12 protein-coding genes and 2 pseudogenes are annotated in these 14,826 nt (G+C 55.1%); 3 read left to right on the top strand and 11 right to left on the bottom strand.

The window, feature by feature from the left end:
• Window positions 1-418: pseudogene (locus VKV29_RS15230) on the bottom strand (hypothetical protein); the annotation flags it as partial.
• A gap of 417 nt (window positions 419-835) precedes the next feature.
• Window positions 836-1,594 (bottom strand): HAD family hydrolase, encoded by a 759-nt coding sequence (locus VKV29_RS15225; protein ID WP_324202172.1) that lies wholly within the window; start codon window positions 1,592-1,594, stop codon window positions 836-838.
• 382 nt (window positions 1,595-1,976) lie between these two features.
• Between VKV29_RS15225 and VKV29_RS15220 the strand changes: the two genes are divergently transcribed.
• The 3 genes from VKV29_RS15220 to VKV29_RS15210 all read left to right on the top strand — a co-directional run bounded on the left by VKV29_RS15220 (window position 1,977) and on the right by VKV29_RS15210 (window position 6,681).
• The gene (locus VKV29_RS15220) at window positions 1,977-2,300 is read left to right on the top strand and encodes an SdpI family protein (RefSeq protein ID WP_324202171.1); all 324 of its coding nucleotides are present in this window, start codon (window positions 1,977-1,979) and stop codon (window positions 2,298-2,300) included.
• A gap of 46 nt (window positions 2,301-2,346) precedes the next feature.
• Complete coding sequence (locus VKV29_RS15215) at window positions 2,347-3,756, top strand: alpha/beta hydrolase (protein WP_324202173.1); 1,410 nt, start codon at window positions 2,347-2,349, stop codon at window positions 3,754-3,756.
• 201 nt (window positions 3,757-3,957) lie between these two features.
• Complete coding sequence (locus VKV29_RS15210) at window positions 3,958-6,681, top strand: alkaline phosphatase family protein (RefSeq protein WP_324202170.1); 2,724 nt, start codon at window positions 3,958-3,960, stop codon at window positions 6,679-6,681.
• Window positions 6,682-6,874: 193 nt separating this feature from the next.
• Here VKV29_RS15210 and cysS read toward each other — a convergent pair whose 3' ends face one another.
• The 9 genes and pseudogenes from cysS to VKV29_RS15165 form a co-directional block, all read right to left on the bottom strand.
• Window positions 6,875-8,245 (bottom strand): cysteine--tRNA ligase, encoded by a 1,371-nt coding sequence (gene cysS / locus VKV29_RS15205; RefSeq protein ID WP_324202169.1) that lies wholly within the window; start codon window positions 8,243-8,245, stop codon window positions 6,875-6,877.
• A gap of 180 nt (window positions 8,246-8,425) precedes the next feature.
• Entirely contained in the window at window positions 8,426-9,415 is a 990-nt protein-coding gene (locus VKV29_RS15200) for a D-2-hydroxyacid dehydrogenase (RefSeq protein WP_324202168.1), read from the bottom strand.
• The gene (locus VKV29_RS15195; RefSeq protein ID WP_324202167.1) at window positions 9,412-10,626 is read right to left on the bottom strand and encodes a hypothetical protein; all 1,215 of its coding nucleotides are present in this window, start codon (window positions 10,624-10,626) and stop codon (window positions 9,412-9,414) included. The genes VKV29_RS15200 and VKV29_RS15195 overlap by 4 nt, the downstream gene beginning before the upstream one ends.
• 13 nt (window positions 10,627-10,639) lie before the next feature.
• A complete protein-coding gene (locus tag VKV29_RS15190) occupies window positions 10,640-11,383 on the bottom strand; it encodes an ABC transporter ATP-binding protein (protein WP_016482131.1) in 744 nt (247 codons plus the stop codon).
• A 56-nt stretch (window positions 11,384-11,439) separates the two neighbouring features.
• Window positions 11,440-12,063 carry an ABC transporter permease gene (locus VKV29_RS15185; protein ID WP_324202166.1) on the bottom strand — a complete coding sequence of 208 codons (624 nt, stop codon included), beginning with the start codon at window positions 12,061-12,063 and terminating at the stop codon, window positions 11,440-11,442.
• Window positions 12,060-12,575, bottom strand: a complete 516-nt coding sequence (locus VKV29_RS15180) for a PqqD family protein (protein WP_324202165.1) — start codon at window positions 12,573-12,575, stop codon at window positions 12,060-12,062. The genes VKV29_RS15185 and VKV29_RS15180 overlap by 4 nt, the downstream gene beginning before the upstream one ends.
• 11 nt (window positions 12,576-12,586) lie before the next feature.
• The gene (locus VKV29_RS15175) at window positions 12,587-13,633 is read right to left on the bottom strand and encodes a hypothetical protein (RefSeq protein WP_324202164.1); all 1,047 of its coding nucleotides are present in this window, start codon (window positions 13,631-13,633) and stop codon (window positions 12,587-12,589) included.
• A 43-nt stretch (window positions 13,634-13,676) separates the two neighbouring features.
• Window positions 13,677-14,528, bottom strand: coding sequence for a hypothetical protein (locus VKV29_RS15170; RefSeq protein WP_324202163.1), 852 nt, complete (start codon window positions 14,526-14,528; stop codon window positions 13,677-13,679).
• A gap of 24 nt (window positions 14,529-14,552) precedes the next feature.
• Window positions 14,553-14,826, bottom strand: a pseudogene (locus VKV29_RS15165) (hypothetical protein); the annotation flags it as partial.

The following is a 14,826-nucleotide window of genomic DNA, read 5'->3' as shown; positions in this document are numbered from 1 at the left end:
GGCGCCGCAGAATCCGCTCCTCATCCCACTCCTGATAGCGTCGGATCATGCTGTAGTCAAGCCCCGCGGCCTCGATGGCGCTGCGCCAAGAGCCGAAATGCTTTGGCTTGGTGGCGGCAGCGGCGAGTTGCGGATCGAGCGAAATGCTGACATGGCGCCAGCTTAAATCCTCACCCATCTCATACAACTCGCGAATACGCTCGATGATGCGCTCTTTGTCCCAGGTGCGATAGCGCCGTACATCCTCGTAGTTAAGGCCAGCATACTCGATGGCCTCTCGCCAGGAACCGAAGTAGCGCATGGCAGCCCGTAATAGGGCCAAATGGTACTTGAAAACGGCAGAATAGTTTAGGTCCTCACCTGCCTCATGAAGAGCGCGTATCTCTTGCGCTATAGACTCTTTGCTCCACTTACGCACTAGTGTACCTTCCTTCTCAAGTGTGCTGAAGGGAGCGCGCTTAACGAACGGCTGAATGGGGAACTTAAGCACCCATGCAGGGAATACCTATTCGGTTATTCTCTTTGGGGTACGATTCCGAATTCGGAAACGCCGAACGTCTGTAGCGCACATCCTTCTTGCCTAAATAATAGCGAATCGAACTCTGTTTTGTCAAGCTTTTATTCTTCACCGGAGCCACCGGTATGCGTCTGCAATCGAATTTGTGCCCATCTGAGAAGATACAGACACCAAATATGGGCATCCACACACGCGCCGATTGCTCGGCGACGCTCTCTGTCCTTTGACCGTTGCATAGGGCTTGCTTGACTTTAATCCACCTGCTAGAGAAACCGTGTAAGACGCAAGGTCTCACGGAGCACACTCGCTTGGCGGTACTTAGCGTAACAAGGGAAACGTCAATAAGCTCCCTAAGTTATCAAAAACCGCCAAGGCCTCCGGCGCTATCGGCTCCGGCTGAATTTGGCGCAGTCGCACCTGAATCGCCTGGGCACCTGCCTCACAGGCCCATTGAACGCTTTTGGGGTCGTTATCCACAACCAGTGCCTGAGAGGGTTCGAGGCCGAGATCGGCAAAGATGGCAGCATAAAACTCCTGCCCCTCCTTCGCACAATCCACAAGATCGGCTCCATAAAGTTTCTCAAAGTAGCTTCTTAAACCGCATCCAACCAGCGCATGATGGAGGGTTCCATAGTCGTTACCGGAAGCGATGGCCAGACGGAACCCTCGCAGTTGCAGCCCCCTCACCACCTCGCGTGCTCGCGGGAAAAGCGCCACGCTTCGGCGCAAGGCAATCTTTTGCCCCTTTAGCGCGAGCTGCCCTGCGTTTGCCGGCGCCTCTAAACCTACCCCTTCATACAGCCAGCGTGCCGCAGTTGTCCGCGCCTCTTGCAACCATTCCCTATAGCCGAAGGGCTGCGCCCCTGTAGGCGGGCAAAACCGAGCGATATAGTTCTCCTCCAAACGCTCCATCATCACCTGTACGCTCTTTGCCCAACATTCCACAACTCCCCCGTGAAACGTCCACATCGCTCGCGCCAGCGTAATCACCAGCCTTTGGCTAAAGAGCCTGTGCTCGCTTAGCGTGTCGTCGAAATCGAACAGCACCATAGAGGGCTTTTGGCCGAAGTTTTTCATCCCTAGGCCACATTATGGCCTAAAAGCCTGCAGGAACGCGCATTTTGCTAAAAACGGATTTTTTATACTCCGCAGCTACTGTGCTCGGATATCCACACCCATAGGTCGTGCCCATTACATTGCGTCCCTACTGCTGTGGGTAACCTGCAGAACCGCCTGTTCGGTCTCATCCGTAACACTTTTCAGAGGCTAGGTACTTTGCCCCTAGCTTCTAAAGTGACTATCGCACAAATTTCCAAGAACGAAGGGCCGCATTCCTTACCGCCTTAAGACAGGGGTCTTCTATCGTAATTTTTATGAAACCGGCAGTCCCCTCCTTCGTATTCCCTTTTGAAAACTTCGTGCCATATAGGCCACAAAACATAGGTAGATCGCATTCGCCATGATAGTCTTTATTAACTTTCTTCTCGGCATGCTGTGCGTAATGCTCGCCATTCCCCTTCTCCAACGCCGTGTCCCACCGAACCCACTATATGGCTTTCGAACCCCTAAATCCCTTCGCAATGAAGCCATCTGGTATCAGGCCAACGCCTATGCGGGCAAAACCCTCCTGCTTTATGGCCTTGCTCTCTCTTTTATCAGCATCGTGCTCTCGCCGATCTTTCTCTGGCAGCCGAAGCTCTATCTCCTCTTCATGACGATGACGTCGCTAATTGGACTGGGAGTTATGCTCTATTTTGATCTTCGCTATCTTAAACGACTTTAGAAACTTTACCCTACCAAAACCCAAAAGGAGAAAAAGCACCTTGAAAATGTCCCTGTTCTGCCTACTTGTAGGGCTTTTAGCGCTTGCCCCCGCCCTCGGCGTAACGCAAACCCCATCGCCAAGCCCTCTCATCGGCAACTGGGAGGGACAAATCGCCCTCCCGAATAACCTGAAGCTTACGGTGATCCTCCATATCACCGGCGATAACGCCCAACAGCTCGCCGCCAAAATGGATGTGCCCCAGCAGGCCGCCTATGGCATCGCGGCCAGCCATGTGGCCTTGCAAGGCACGAATGTAGAGGTGGATTTCGACATCATTCACGCCCATTTTACCGGCACACTCAGCTCCGACCGGAAACAGATTGTGGGGCATTGGCAACAAGCCGGTGCAACCCTACCGCTTACCCTCAACAAAACCGATAAGCCCTCTTCCGTCACCCCAAAACGTCCCCAAGAACCCACACCCCCCTATCCCTACGTAGTGCGCGACGTCTCCATACCCAACCCTAACGCTCCCGGGGTGACGCTTTCCGGTACTCTCACCTTGCCGAAAGGCAAAGGCCCCTTTCCCCCCGTCCTGCTGATCGCAGGTTCCGGCCCTAACGATCGCGACGAGAACGTTTTGGGTCATAAGATTTTCCTCGTTCTCGGAGACTATCTAACGCGCCATCACATTGCTGTGCTGCGCTGTGATAAACGAGGTGTTGGTAAATCTACCGGAGATTTTGCCACCGCCACCCTGCAAGACTTCGCCTCGGATGCTATGGCCGCCGCACAGTTCCTCATGCAGCAACCCGACATCAACCCCAAACAGGTTGGCCTGATCGGGCACAGTGAAGGGGGCCTTGTGGCCCCTATCGTGGCCTCTCAGATGCCGAATATCGCCTATGTGGTGCTCCTGGCCGGCCCCGGAATGAAAGGAGCCGACCTGCTTGCCCTCCAAGAAGAGCGCATCGCGGAAGCCCAGGGCCTTCCCGCGGAACAGATTCACAAAATGCTGGAGATCAATAAGCGGCTCTACCAGATCGTGCAAGAAGAAAAAGACCCTCAAAAAGCCGAAGCGCTCATGCAAGCGGCCATCCAGAAGGCACAGCCGAAGGCAACACAGAAGGATATTGATGGAACTATCGCATTCCTCAATACCCCTTGGATGCGCAGCTTTCTTGCTTACGACCCCACCGAAGCGTTGCGCAAAGTGCACTGTCCCGTGTTGGCCGTTGGAGGTAGTAAAGACCTACAGGTTCCGGCTAAAGAGAACCTGCCTCTGATCAAGCAGGCCCTGCAGCAGGGTGGAAACCGGCACGTCACCACAAAGGTTTTCCCTGGACTGAACCATCTCTTCCAACCCTGCCAAACCGGCTCTCCTCTCGAATACGCTCAGATAGAGACGACTTTCGACCCCAAAGCCCTCGCCTACATCACCCGGTGGATACAGAGGCAGATAGAGACAAAATAGACTTTCGCACGCTTTGGAAGGCTGTGCTGTTTACGCTTCGCCAACAGAGACCGGAGGACAAGTCTTCCTCCGGTCTTACTATCTCGTTTTAAGCACCGGAGAGATAAGTAAGTCCAAAACCTCCCCCAACTGTAGAGGAAAACAACAGGGATATGGCGAACTAGCTGAGCAACGCCTCCTAATCGCAACAGGAGAAACGAAATGCGACATGCTCTATCGAAGACACTCATCGGTGCTTTGTGTGTCATCTCATCTATCGGCATTGGCTCACCCACAAACGCTCAACAACTTCCCAACGGCCGCATGCTCTCTCCATCCTTGTACACTACGCCCGTTGGGAATGTGCCGGTGAACTTAGCTATCAGCCCTGACGGACGTTATGCTCTGTGCACCTGCATTGGCCATGAATCGGGGCTTTGGTGCCTGCGCCTTTCGGACGGACGCATCGTATCGCACCTCGCTTTTCCTAATACATCCCCTCATCCCTCTACCTACGGCCTCTACTATGGCCTTGCCATCGCCCCGAACAACACCCTCTATCTCTCAGAAGGGTGTAACAGCGCCATCGCCGAGGTGAAACTGAAAAGCGACGGTAGTCTTAGCCTTGTGCAAACCCTGGCGATGCCTGTAAAAGGCGACGTTCCCGCCGGCATGGCACTCGACCGACGTGGCTACCTCTACGTTGCGGTCAACATGTTTTGGGGACAGCGTGATCCGCGCCTGATGCTCAATCCCGGCCAACTCGCCATCTATAACCTGCAAACACACCAATGGGTCAGCACCACAAACCTTAACGCCAAACTGTCAAACTTTCCTCTCGCGGTAGCCGTTACCCCTCAGGGAGATAGGGTGTTCGTGAGCAGCGAACGCGACAGCGCCGTCTACGTGTTCAACGCCTCCCGCCCCACCCATCCGACGCTCCAGAAAAAGGTGATCACCGGAGACCACCCCGATGCCTTATGCCTTAACCGCAAAGCAACCCGATGCTACGTGGCCAACGCGCATAGCGACACGATCTCCGTGCTCGACGTAGCCTCCTGCCGCGTGCTGGCCACGATCTCCCTCCGCCCGGAAAGCCTTCGTGGCCTCCCCGGCGTAACGCCTACCGGCCTGGCTCTCAGCCTAGATGAGAAAACCCTCTATGCTACCCTCGCCGACCTCGATGCGGTGGCCGTCATCTCCACCCGCACGAATCGTCTGCTTGGGCTTATACCCACCGGCTGGTACCCCACCTCGCTTGCCGTCTCGCCTCATGGGAAGAGCCTTTTTGTGGCGAACGGCATGGGCAACCAAGCCCAAAACCCAAATCCCCTGCAGATCGCCGGGCGCCCCGATGCCGATACCTATTACATCCTCAATCTCATTCACGGCTCCGTCCAGAGAATTCCCATCCCCAAGTCGCTCACCACGCTCACACGTACCGTGCTGGACAAGGCACATATTCCCTCCAAGCCCCCCAACGGCAACCCGCTGGCGGCAATTGGCCTCCGGGCCGGCAAAATCAAACATGTCATCTACGTAATCAAAGAGAACCGAACCTATGACCAAGTGCTTGGGGACCTACCAAACGGCAACGGCGACCCAAACCTATGCCTTTTCGGGACAGAGATAACCCCCAATATGCACGCCCTTGCCGAACGCTTCGTGTTGCTCGATAACTTCTACTGTTGCGGCGAGGTCTCCGGATCGGGCTGGACATGGTCTACCCAAGGGATGAGCAACGAATACGTGCAACGCAACGTGCCCTACACCTACAGCGGGCGAGGACGCCTTTATGACTACGAGGGCCAAAACAACGGCTACCTCGTTGGCGGCCATCCGGCACTAGGGCCCGATGGCAAACCCCTTCCCGATCTCCTCTTTCCTAAGGGGGCCAACCCCATTCCCGATGTGGCCGGAATCCCCACCGGCAGAATCTGGGACAGGGTGCGCCAAGCTGGGCTTTCCTATCGAAACTACGGGTTCTTCCTTTCAGAGGGTTTGAACCTTCCGGGCTTCGGGCAGGTGCTTCCCGACAACTACCCAGATGAAACAGGCCTACAACCTCCCGGGCACGACCTCGCCGGCAAAACCGATGACGACTTCCGCCGCTTCGATCTCGACTACCCAGACAGCGATGCCCCCGAAATTTGGTACGAACGCACACACGACCCTAATTGTCTCTACCCGGAAAGGGCCTACGGAAAGTATGCCATGCCCAGTCGAATCGCGGAATGGAAACGCGAGTTCCACGAGATGTTGGCAAAAGACCCTAGCGGTAATGCCGTGCCGGCGCTCATGACCATTCGCCTTATGATGGATCACACGGCAGGACTCCGCAGTGGTGCTCACTCCCCGGCCTCCGATGTCGCCGATAACGACTATGCAATCGGTGAACTCGTGGAGACGATCAGCCATAGCCCCATCTGGAAATCATCGGCCATCTTCGTTATCGAAGACGACGCTCAAGATGGTCCCGACCATGTGGATGCTCATCGCTCCCCCTGCTTGGTGATCAGCCCTTGGATAAAGGCACACTCGGAGGACCATCGTTTCTACAACACCGACAGCGTGCTTCGCACCGTCGAGCATCTGCTCGGCCTAAAACCTATGAGTGAGTACGATGCTCTGGCCAGCCCCATTCTCGACTGGGATACCGCCCCCAACAACGATGCGCCCTATACAGCCCTCCTGCCACCAAAGCGTATTATCGCCGAGCACAACCCATCCAAAAGCGCCCTTAAACCCGGCAGCGCACTCTATCGCCTGGTTGCAGAGGCCGATCATCTCGACTTTTCCCATGCCGATGCGGCGCCGGTGCAACGGCTGAATAGAATGATCTGGGCCAGCATACGCGGTACCAACAGACCCATGCCACCTCCGCGCTACACATTGCCGCTGACTATCATCTGGCAACAACTCGGCCGTGACAATACAGGGCTTTAGCCCACCGCAACAGGAGAGGCACCTTTAGGGGTAGGCCTTGTGCACCTCTATATGCCTTGTGCCGCCCCTATTGCGAGAAGCCGCTGTTCTTTGGAGCACGTTACGAAGGCAGGTAGGCAAGCAAAATCTGCCCTGTAAGTAGGGGCGACCCTATGGGTCGCCCCTGAAGAGACATTGCAGCTATCAGCACGATTTAGACCAGCCGCTTACGCACCGTGGTGCCTTGAGGGCTATCGCCTACCTCATAGCCCATGGCGATCAGCTTCTCGCGGATGGCATCCGATTCGGCCCAGCGTTTCTCTCTACGGGCCGCATTCCGCAACTCAATAAGCTGCTTCACCTCCGCCGGCAACTCCTCCTCACCACGTTGCGCACGCTCCGCTATTTTCAGGCCGAGCACGGCATCAAACGTTGTCCAAAGCCGATAGCTATCGTAAGTGTTCAACAGGCCAACAGCCTCCGGTATTCCCAAATCGTCGTTAATAGCCTCGTGTACCCGCTGCTTGGCCTCCTCAAAAGCCGCCTCATCGTCGCGTAGCGGGTCATCGTCGGGGCGAAGGGAGTAGATGCGTCGCAGCGCGGAACGAGCAGCATCGAGCGCCTCCAACGAAAAGTTCAACTCGGCGCGATAATGGGCCTGTAAGCAGAAGTAACGGTAGACTAAAGGATCGTAGCCCTCATCTATCAGCGATTGGAGGGTGTTGATAGACCCTCCCTTGGACTTGGATATCTTCTCCCGATTCATCAATAAAAACTCGCCATGGAGCCAGTAGTGAACGAAAGTATGCCCGGTTGCACATTCGCTCTGGGCGATCTCGTTCGTATGGTGCACGGGAATATGGTCTACCCCGCCACAATGAATATCAAACTCCTCCCCTAAATACTTCATAGACATCGCCGAGCACTCAATGTGCCAGCCCGGGTAGCCACGCCCCCATGGGCTTTCCCACTGCATAATATGATTAGGCTTATTTGTAAACCAAAGCATGAAATCGGAGGGATTCCGCTTTGTTTCGTCCTCAACCACTTCGGGCCGCGCGGTACGCTGGCTGCTGAGGTCGAGCCGAGCGAGTTTTCCGTAGTCAGGGCATTTGGAAGTGTCAAAGTAGACGCCCTCCTTCGTACAATAGGTATAGCCGCGGGCCTCCAAGCGTTGAATGAGTGCGATCATTTCGGGAATGTGCTCGGTTGCGCGAGGAGTGATGTGAGGCCGCAAGATATTCAGTCGCTCCGTATCCCTAAAAAAGGCCGCCTCATAAAATCGGGCTATCTCCCAGGGCGAGCGGTTCTCGCGCCGGGCCGCCACCTCCATCTTATCGTCACCGGCATCGGCATCGGTGGTCATGTGGCCTACATCGGTGATGTTCATCACATGCAGCACCTGATAGCCGTTGAACTCCAAGGTGCGGCGCAAAATGTCCTCGAAGATATAAGTACGCAAGTTGCCGATATGGGCGTAGTTGTAGACCGTGGGGCCGCAGCAATACATCCCTACTTTTGGCGGCGCGATGGGAATAAACTCCTCCTTTCGCCGCGACATGGTGTTGAACAAAAACAGTTTCATCGCCTTTCTTTGCTTGGTTACTTCCAAACGTTCTATGCGTTCGTTAGGAGATTATACAATATACCCCACCTCAACAGGTGAGGTACACCCATCCGTCAGCACCACCTAAAGCCTACCTACTCCCATCTACCGGTATGAGGAAGGCAAGCTTTTAAAGAAATTACTCTCATACCACTAGCTCTAATACCCACGTTGCGGATCGTAGCTGTTCAAAAGCCGCTCGCCGGCCAAATAGCGCTGCACATTCACCATAAAGAGCTTGGCAAAACGCTCAAAGTAGTGAGGGGTCACCCCGCTTATGTGGGGTGTAATAAGCACGTTCTCCATCGTCCACAAAGGGCTATGGGCAGGTAGTGGCTCCTCCACAAACACATCTAACCCGGCCCCGGCAATAGTGCCTTGCTGCAACGCCTCGATCAGGGCGGCCTCATCTACGATCTTTCCGCGTGCGATGTTGTACAGATAAGCAGAAGGGCGCATCTGCCCTAATCGCTCCCTATCTATCAAATGATGCGTCTGCTCCGTATAGGGCAAAGCGATACAAACGTGATCGGCTTCGGAGAGCACCGTAGGAAGTCCCTCCAACCCATACAGCGCATCCGGCTGCACTGTGGCGTCATAACGCATGCTCGGATCGCGTTTTACCGCAATAACCCGCATTCCAAAGGCACGAGCACGCCAAGCCAGAGCCTCTCCAATACGTCCAAACCCAAGAATGCCCAGCGTCTGCCCACTTAACTCCCCAGGTGACTGTTTAGGCGGTGTTCGCTCCCAGCGCCGGGCCCATTGAGCGCGAAGGTAGAAATCGAAGCGACGTGTAAAGTAGATCATCATGCCGAAAACATGCTCGGCAATGTTAGGGCCATGTACACCGCTGGCATTGGTAATCTGCACCCCACGTTCCAACAACCGCGGCGTTAGCTTGCCGTCAAGCCCTGCACTCCAAAAACTGACCCAACGCAACCGCTCGGCAGCTTCCAAAATACCCTCAGGGACCCCTCCGCAAACAAAAACCTCCACCTCATGTATCACCGCCTCCGGCATGTTCGAGCGCCCAAAAACCAGCTCCACCCTCTTTTGGATGTCGGGGTGTTGCTCCAAAGCGTGCCGAAAGGCTTGGGCGTCAGGATCATTAGGCTCTAGATAAATCCAAACGAGAGTTCGGCTCACTCGAGGTTCTGCTTCAACAGTTCACTGAGATTTTCACGGCACTCCGAGTAGGTGAGCGTGCGTAGCAAAGCTTTTGTGGATTGCACCTCTGCTGGCGACACTACCAGCCCCGCCACGCCGGAGCCTAAAAGCAGCTCTATCTCATCCGGCTCCAAACGATCCATCTTTACAAACACCGGCAGCATGGCCGCCGTGGCTACCGCAACGAAGGTATCGAGAAAAGGCAGGTTTATCGGCCCTATCCCGCCGCCGAAGCGTGGGCAGTCAATAAGAATGCGTGTCGCCCCATACATTGCCAGCTTGTCGGCGAAGATAGATAGGCGCTCCGGCTCTAAAGGCGGAATGGCCTCCTCGCTGAGTCGAGCTGCTAAACGCGGCAATGCACAACGTGCCTGGTTGATCAAACACTCCGCGTGTGCTTCCTGCAACTCCTCCATAAACTCTCCGATACCCAACCCATTCAAATAGTCCCGCACCGGCTCGGCCAAAGTGATATCCGCGCGCAAGCAGGCCTCCAGCAACAGCATAGGGGGTAAAGCGTAATCATCTGCAATAAGCAGGGCTTTTCCGGCACATCGCAACGTGAGATTAAGCAAGGCCGAACGCTGTTCCTGAGGCTCTGTATTAAGCGGCAACAGCTCTGCATCCAGCGGAATATAGAGCATGTCGGCCCCGGCCTCCAACGCATCGGCCAGCTCCTCATCGGAGCCTGCCACTGCGATCACTAGCACCATATGGCCGTCTAGGGTCTCGGCAGGAAGGTGCGATTCGTCAAGATAGAGACGGATGCGTGGCGCAAGGTTCTCTCGTTCTGCCTGGTATTGGGCGATAACCGCACCATCTGGGTCGGCGATCACAACACCTTGCTCCGCATCCACCAACACCAACATATCGTCAGGAATAGCATCTACCACTCCTGGGATATCCACTACCGCTGGAACGACGGTGGCTCGTGCCTCCGTAATCGGGCTAGAGGCCACTATTCCAACCACTCGCCCCCATCGCAGCGAACGCGCCACCGTGAGCGCCATATCGAGGTCATCGGCCACCAAAACCACATCCGGAGTCTCGTTGAGGCGCTTCTTGGCGAGAAGCTCCATAATGCGCTGGGGAATGGTGGGCACCTGGGGATATCCGTTGCGCATACGCACGACTGCCGAAGTGCCTAAAGCCACCCCCGTTCCGATGCCGACCCCCCTGAGATATCCCATTTTAGCGTTCCTTTTAAAGCTCTTGGCCCACGCCCTCTAGCTCTCCAACGCTCACTTTAACGTCGGCGCGCTCCTCGATTTTAGATATTTTACCGTCTCTAATCCACACGATCCTATCGGAAACATCTATCATCTTATAGTCATGCGTTGCCGATATGATCGTTACCCCCTCTTTCTGGTTCAGCTCTCGCAAAAGATGGATGATTTCCTCGCCCGTCTTGAGGTCAAGATTGCCCGTTGGCTCGTCGGCCAGAACAATGGAGGGGTTGTTCACCAGAGCACGTGCAATGGCGACGCGCTGCTGCTGACCACCCGATAGCTGCGATGGCCTGTGGTGCAAACGATGTCCTAGCCCCACTTTATTAAGCATCTCGATAGCCCGCTCGATGCCCTCATCGGTGGTCATGCCTGCAAACACGGTAGGCAGTGCCACGTTCTCCAAAGCGGTCATAGAAGGAAGCAAGTTAAACGTCTGAAAAATGTAGCCGATAGTGTGACAGCGCAAATAGGCCAGCTCACGCGCATCTAACTGGGCCATATCCACATCGTTGATAAACACAGAGCCGCTATCGGGCTTATCCAACCCCCCAATGGCGTTAAATAGGGTGGATTTACCGGAACCAGAAGGCCCCATGATGGAGAGATACTCACCCCGCCGAATATCGAGGTCTACTCCATTCAGCGCCCTGACCACCTCATCTCCCATTCGAAACTCTTTTACCAAGCCTCGTGTTCGCACTACATACTCATGTGCCATGATTCCCTATCCTCTACCTATTCTGGTTTTTAATAGTCACTAAGAAACTCGCCGAACTAAACTTCTGTACGCAGAGCCACCGCCGGAGGCATTGCGGCCGCACGCACCGAGGGCCATATGGCCGCAACGAGTGTAATCCCCATGCCGAGCGCGATGGTGAGCAGAGCCTGCTTTAGGGTGCCGCTCCAAAAGTCCGCTCCGAACACGTGCACGCCGTCCGTCACGAGATGTACTAAAGCGATGGAAGCCCACCCGAGAAACCATCCCAGCACAGAAGCCCCTATGCCCATAAGCGCCGCTTCGATCATGAAAATTGTGATGATGAAGCGATTGAGGGCGCCAAGGCACTTCATCGTGCCGATCTCTTTAAAGCGCTCCGTCACCGACATCAACATGCTGTTCATGATCCCTACAAAACAGACCAAAAGCGCCATGATAGCCAGCCATATCTGACGATCTCGCGCTGCAACGGCAGCAGCTCCCTGCTCCTGCATCGGGAAAAGACGACCCGTTATCACAGCGCTGAAGAACGCAATGCCCAAGAGAATACCGCTTGCCGTGATCATCGTGCGTCCAAAACGGGTACGAATGGATTGTAAACTGATATGCCATGCCGTGCTAAACGGTAGATGAACCTGCTTTTGTACTGTTCCTTCCACCTTGGCAATCTGTGTGCTCATCTTCCCTCCGATGTGTTCTTCGTGAGTTCTGTTTCCGGCTTCTCCGCCATGCTTTCGTCCTTAGCTGCCGGGGTACCCCCACGGCGTACAAGCTTGTAGAAACCGATAAAGTTGCGCTCGTGCAGCATCTGTAAAAACATCGTCACCGAGACTTCGGCCTCCCGGCGATTCATTTTGAACTGTTTGGCCGTTTTTTGCACGATCATCTCGATCGTGTGTTGCCCGTTACATAGCTCCCACACAAAACCCCCCACCTCATCTAGCTCTACCCTGCGCTCTTTGGGCGGGCGCAAAAGTTTCCTCATCACAGCCCCTAGCCGTCCGGTATTCTGATTGATAGGGACATGCAGCAAAACGCTTCCGTCTCCCTGCTTTTCCCAGGTAATGGCGCTGTTCTGACAGGGACGCAGCGTCATCACCGCCTTACGCTCCGGCTTCGGCGGCCCTATCTTCAAGAACGGCAGATAACGTCCCACACCATATTTTATGCGCTGTGTTAGCGGCAAGCCCAAATCGGCCCTCCTCAAGAATGGCACCGGCAGCGCGAAGCTACCTCATGCCACAAATCTTCATCGGCGCGCTTGTTGTAAAAGAGCTGCAGGATGTAGATGCGATTCGTAGCCTCGCATACCCAGCCCCCTCCAGCGTAGTGCGTTGCAGCGCAAGAGGGCTTCCCCATAGCGCTCTTTAACGCTCCGATCCGGTTCCATATCGGTAATTGGAAACGGTAGAATACAGCTTCATGCCCCATCGGAAGCTCGAGCGGGCCCGATTGCCGATTCTTTAACCCAATAAGCGCCTGGTTACGAAACCACTCGTCTAACGTAAAGCGTTTCAAGGTTGTGCTTGCTAACCCCCACCGCTCCACCACTAAACGCTCGCCGGAGCGACCAAACACCAGCTTAAGATGGCCCGAATAGAGCTGCTGCTCTTTCAGGCGAAACGTATTGGGCACCTCAATTTGCAGATCGTAAAGCGCCCACAGGTCTCGCCCATCTATACTGTGATCTTGCAGCGTGCCAAAAAGTTTGGCTGCTACCGACGCGATCGCCGCATGGTCTTTCGTAAGTCCCACAACCTGCGCCATCACCACACGGTTGCACTGGGTGCAATGCCAAATTTTGCCTTGTCCACGCCCACCACCCACCCAGCTAAAGTTAATCGCCCTCCGCTCTCCTTCGATATGCTCCGGCTTTAGGTGGCACTCAAAACGCACATGCTCTTTCCGCGCGTGTTTTTCGGTCTCTTTTAATAACTTTTCCAGGCTCGCCTTAAGGTCGGGGCCGGCCGTAGAGCGCGGATTCGAACGCCCGCGCTTTTGCAAAAACCGCATTAGGTAGCCATATATCGAGTTCGGCTCTTGGGTGTGGCCGGCATCTAACCAGCGAATCTGCACCGTCAACGCGCTGTCGGCCGGAGCGTCCACGCGTAGATAGCCGCTATCGCGCTCCAACGAAAAGCTTACAAGATTCCAGTCGGGCGGCAACACGCAGCGTATTCCCTGCCACCCGATCACCGTGGCTGCAGGTTGCTCCTCTTGCTTTAATGTCGAAACGCTTTGGCTAGCCATAGTCCTCTATTATCAGTACGTAAAAAACGACCTATCGTATAACCTACTTGAGCTTCACTTCACCGACATGCCCGTCTAAGTACAGCACATAATCTACGCCATCATGGCGCCCCGGTTTGGGCAGGCTTGTGAAGCGGTCAGTCGCGTTCTTTGCCAAATCGGTTGAATCGTAGATCAGAGGCGTTTTGGCAGCATTCGCCATCTGCTTCAGACTCGTCCTCTGCCCCAACGATCGGCCTGCAACCTCTTCGTTGTAGGCGTAGCCATACCGATTGTCGTGCCCGTTCGACACAGCCGGACAATGGAAGTCCACATTTTCCGGCACCTTAGAGACGATCTCTTGGTTATCCATCCACCCTGCTGCCGGCGGAAGCGCGTCCCAATCTTGTGCATACAGGTTAAAAGCGTTCCACAGCGCCTTGAGATGATCGGGACAGCTCTGCGCGCTCTGCCGATTGTCTGCCACCGGTGGCGGCGGTGCGATCTCCTGCCAGATATGGGCTAACTGTTGCAAGCGCTGCAGGAATGCGCCGCGTATGCTTGCTGTGAACAGTAAAACCAACACCACCGACACCAGCGCATTGCCTACTTTACGTCCTTCCCCCTTCGCACGCTTAAATGCTAGCCCACACAGGGTGCCTAGAATAACGCCTCCCCCTATTCCCAGTCCAAGCACGAGCGCTTCGTGGGTTATAATAGACCCGTGCTGGGCAGCCAAATGCCATGTACACAGCCAAAGCGCAAGCACCACAGCAAGCCCAAACAGCACAACATTGCGCAGCGTACGCTGCATATCGCGGCTTTGATAGCCCACAGCAAACCCTACGGCAGACGATACCACAACCCCAATGGTGATTAACAGGCCGACAAGGCCTAAAATCCGTCCTACCTGCATCGCTTCCTCACCTTCCTGTTCCTGCTAGAAGGGCAGGTAGTTGACCGATTTGGCGATAAGCGCCAGGGCAATAGAGGCCATGGCAATAAGGCCGGTGCCACAGGCGAAACCCGCCAAAAGCACGGGCGTGTACATCTGCCACTGCGTAACCCCAAACCGTTTGGCAAAATAGCGCTTTCCTAACCAAGCCCCAATGAAGGTCATAATGGCGTAGTTGGGATAGGCCCCGCTGCCTCCAATAAAGCCATAGTAGGTAAGCGTAGACCATCCAAACAGCCGAAAGAGGCCGAAGAGTGCC

Source organism: Chthonomonas sp. (assembly GCF_035294165.1).
GTDB lineage: Bacteria > Armatimonadota > Chthonomonadetes > Chthonomonadales > Chthonomonadaceae > Chthonomonas.
This window is presented reverse-complemented; position numbering and strand designations above follow the sequence as displayed.

Excerpts from the sequence above, each read along its gene's own strand:
- VKV29_RS15225 (WP_324202172.1), bottom strand. The coding sequence starts at position 1,594 with ATGAAAAACTTCGGCCAAAAGCCCTCTATGGTGCTGTTCGATTTCGAC.
- VKV29_RS15220 (WP_324202171.1), top strand. The coding sequence starts at position 1,977 with ATGATAGTCTTTATTAACTTTCTTCTCGGCATGCTGTGCGTAATGCTC.
- VKV29_RS15215 (WP_324202173.1), top strand. The coding sequence starts at position 2,347 with ATGTCCCTGTTCTGCCTACTTGTAGGGCTTTTAGCGCTTGCCCCCGCC.
- VKV29_RS15210 (WP_324202170.1), top strand. The coding sequence starts at position 3,958 with ATGCGACATGCTCTATCGAAGACACTCATCGGTGCTTTGTGTGTCATC.
- cysS (WP_324202169.1), bottom strand. The coding sequence starts at position 8,245 with ATGAAACTGTTTTTGTTCAACACCATGTCGCGGCGAAAGGAGGAGTTT.
- VKV29_RS15195 (WP_324202167.1), bottom strand. The coding sequence starts at position 10,626 with ATGGGATATCTCAGGGGGGTCGGCATCGGAACGGGGGTGGCTTTAGGC.
- VKV29_RS15190 (WP_016482131.1), bottom strand. The coding sequence starts at position 11,383 with ATGGCACATGAGTATGTAGTGCGAACACGAGGCTTGGTAAAAGAGTTT.
- VKV29_RS15185 (WP_324202166.1), bottom strand. The coding sequence starts at position 12,063 with ATGAGCACACAGATTGCCAAGGTGGAAGGAACAGTACAAAAGCAGGTT.
- VKV29_RS15175 (WP_324202164.1), bottom strand. The coding sequence starts at position 13,633 with ATGGCTAGCCAAAGCGTTTCGACATTAAAGCAAGAGGAGCAACCTGCA.
- VKV29_RS15170 (WP_324202163.1), bottom strand. The coding sequence starts at position 14,528 with ATGCAGGTAGGACGGATTTTAGGCCTTGTCGGCCTGTTAATCACCATT.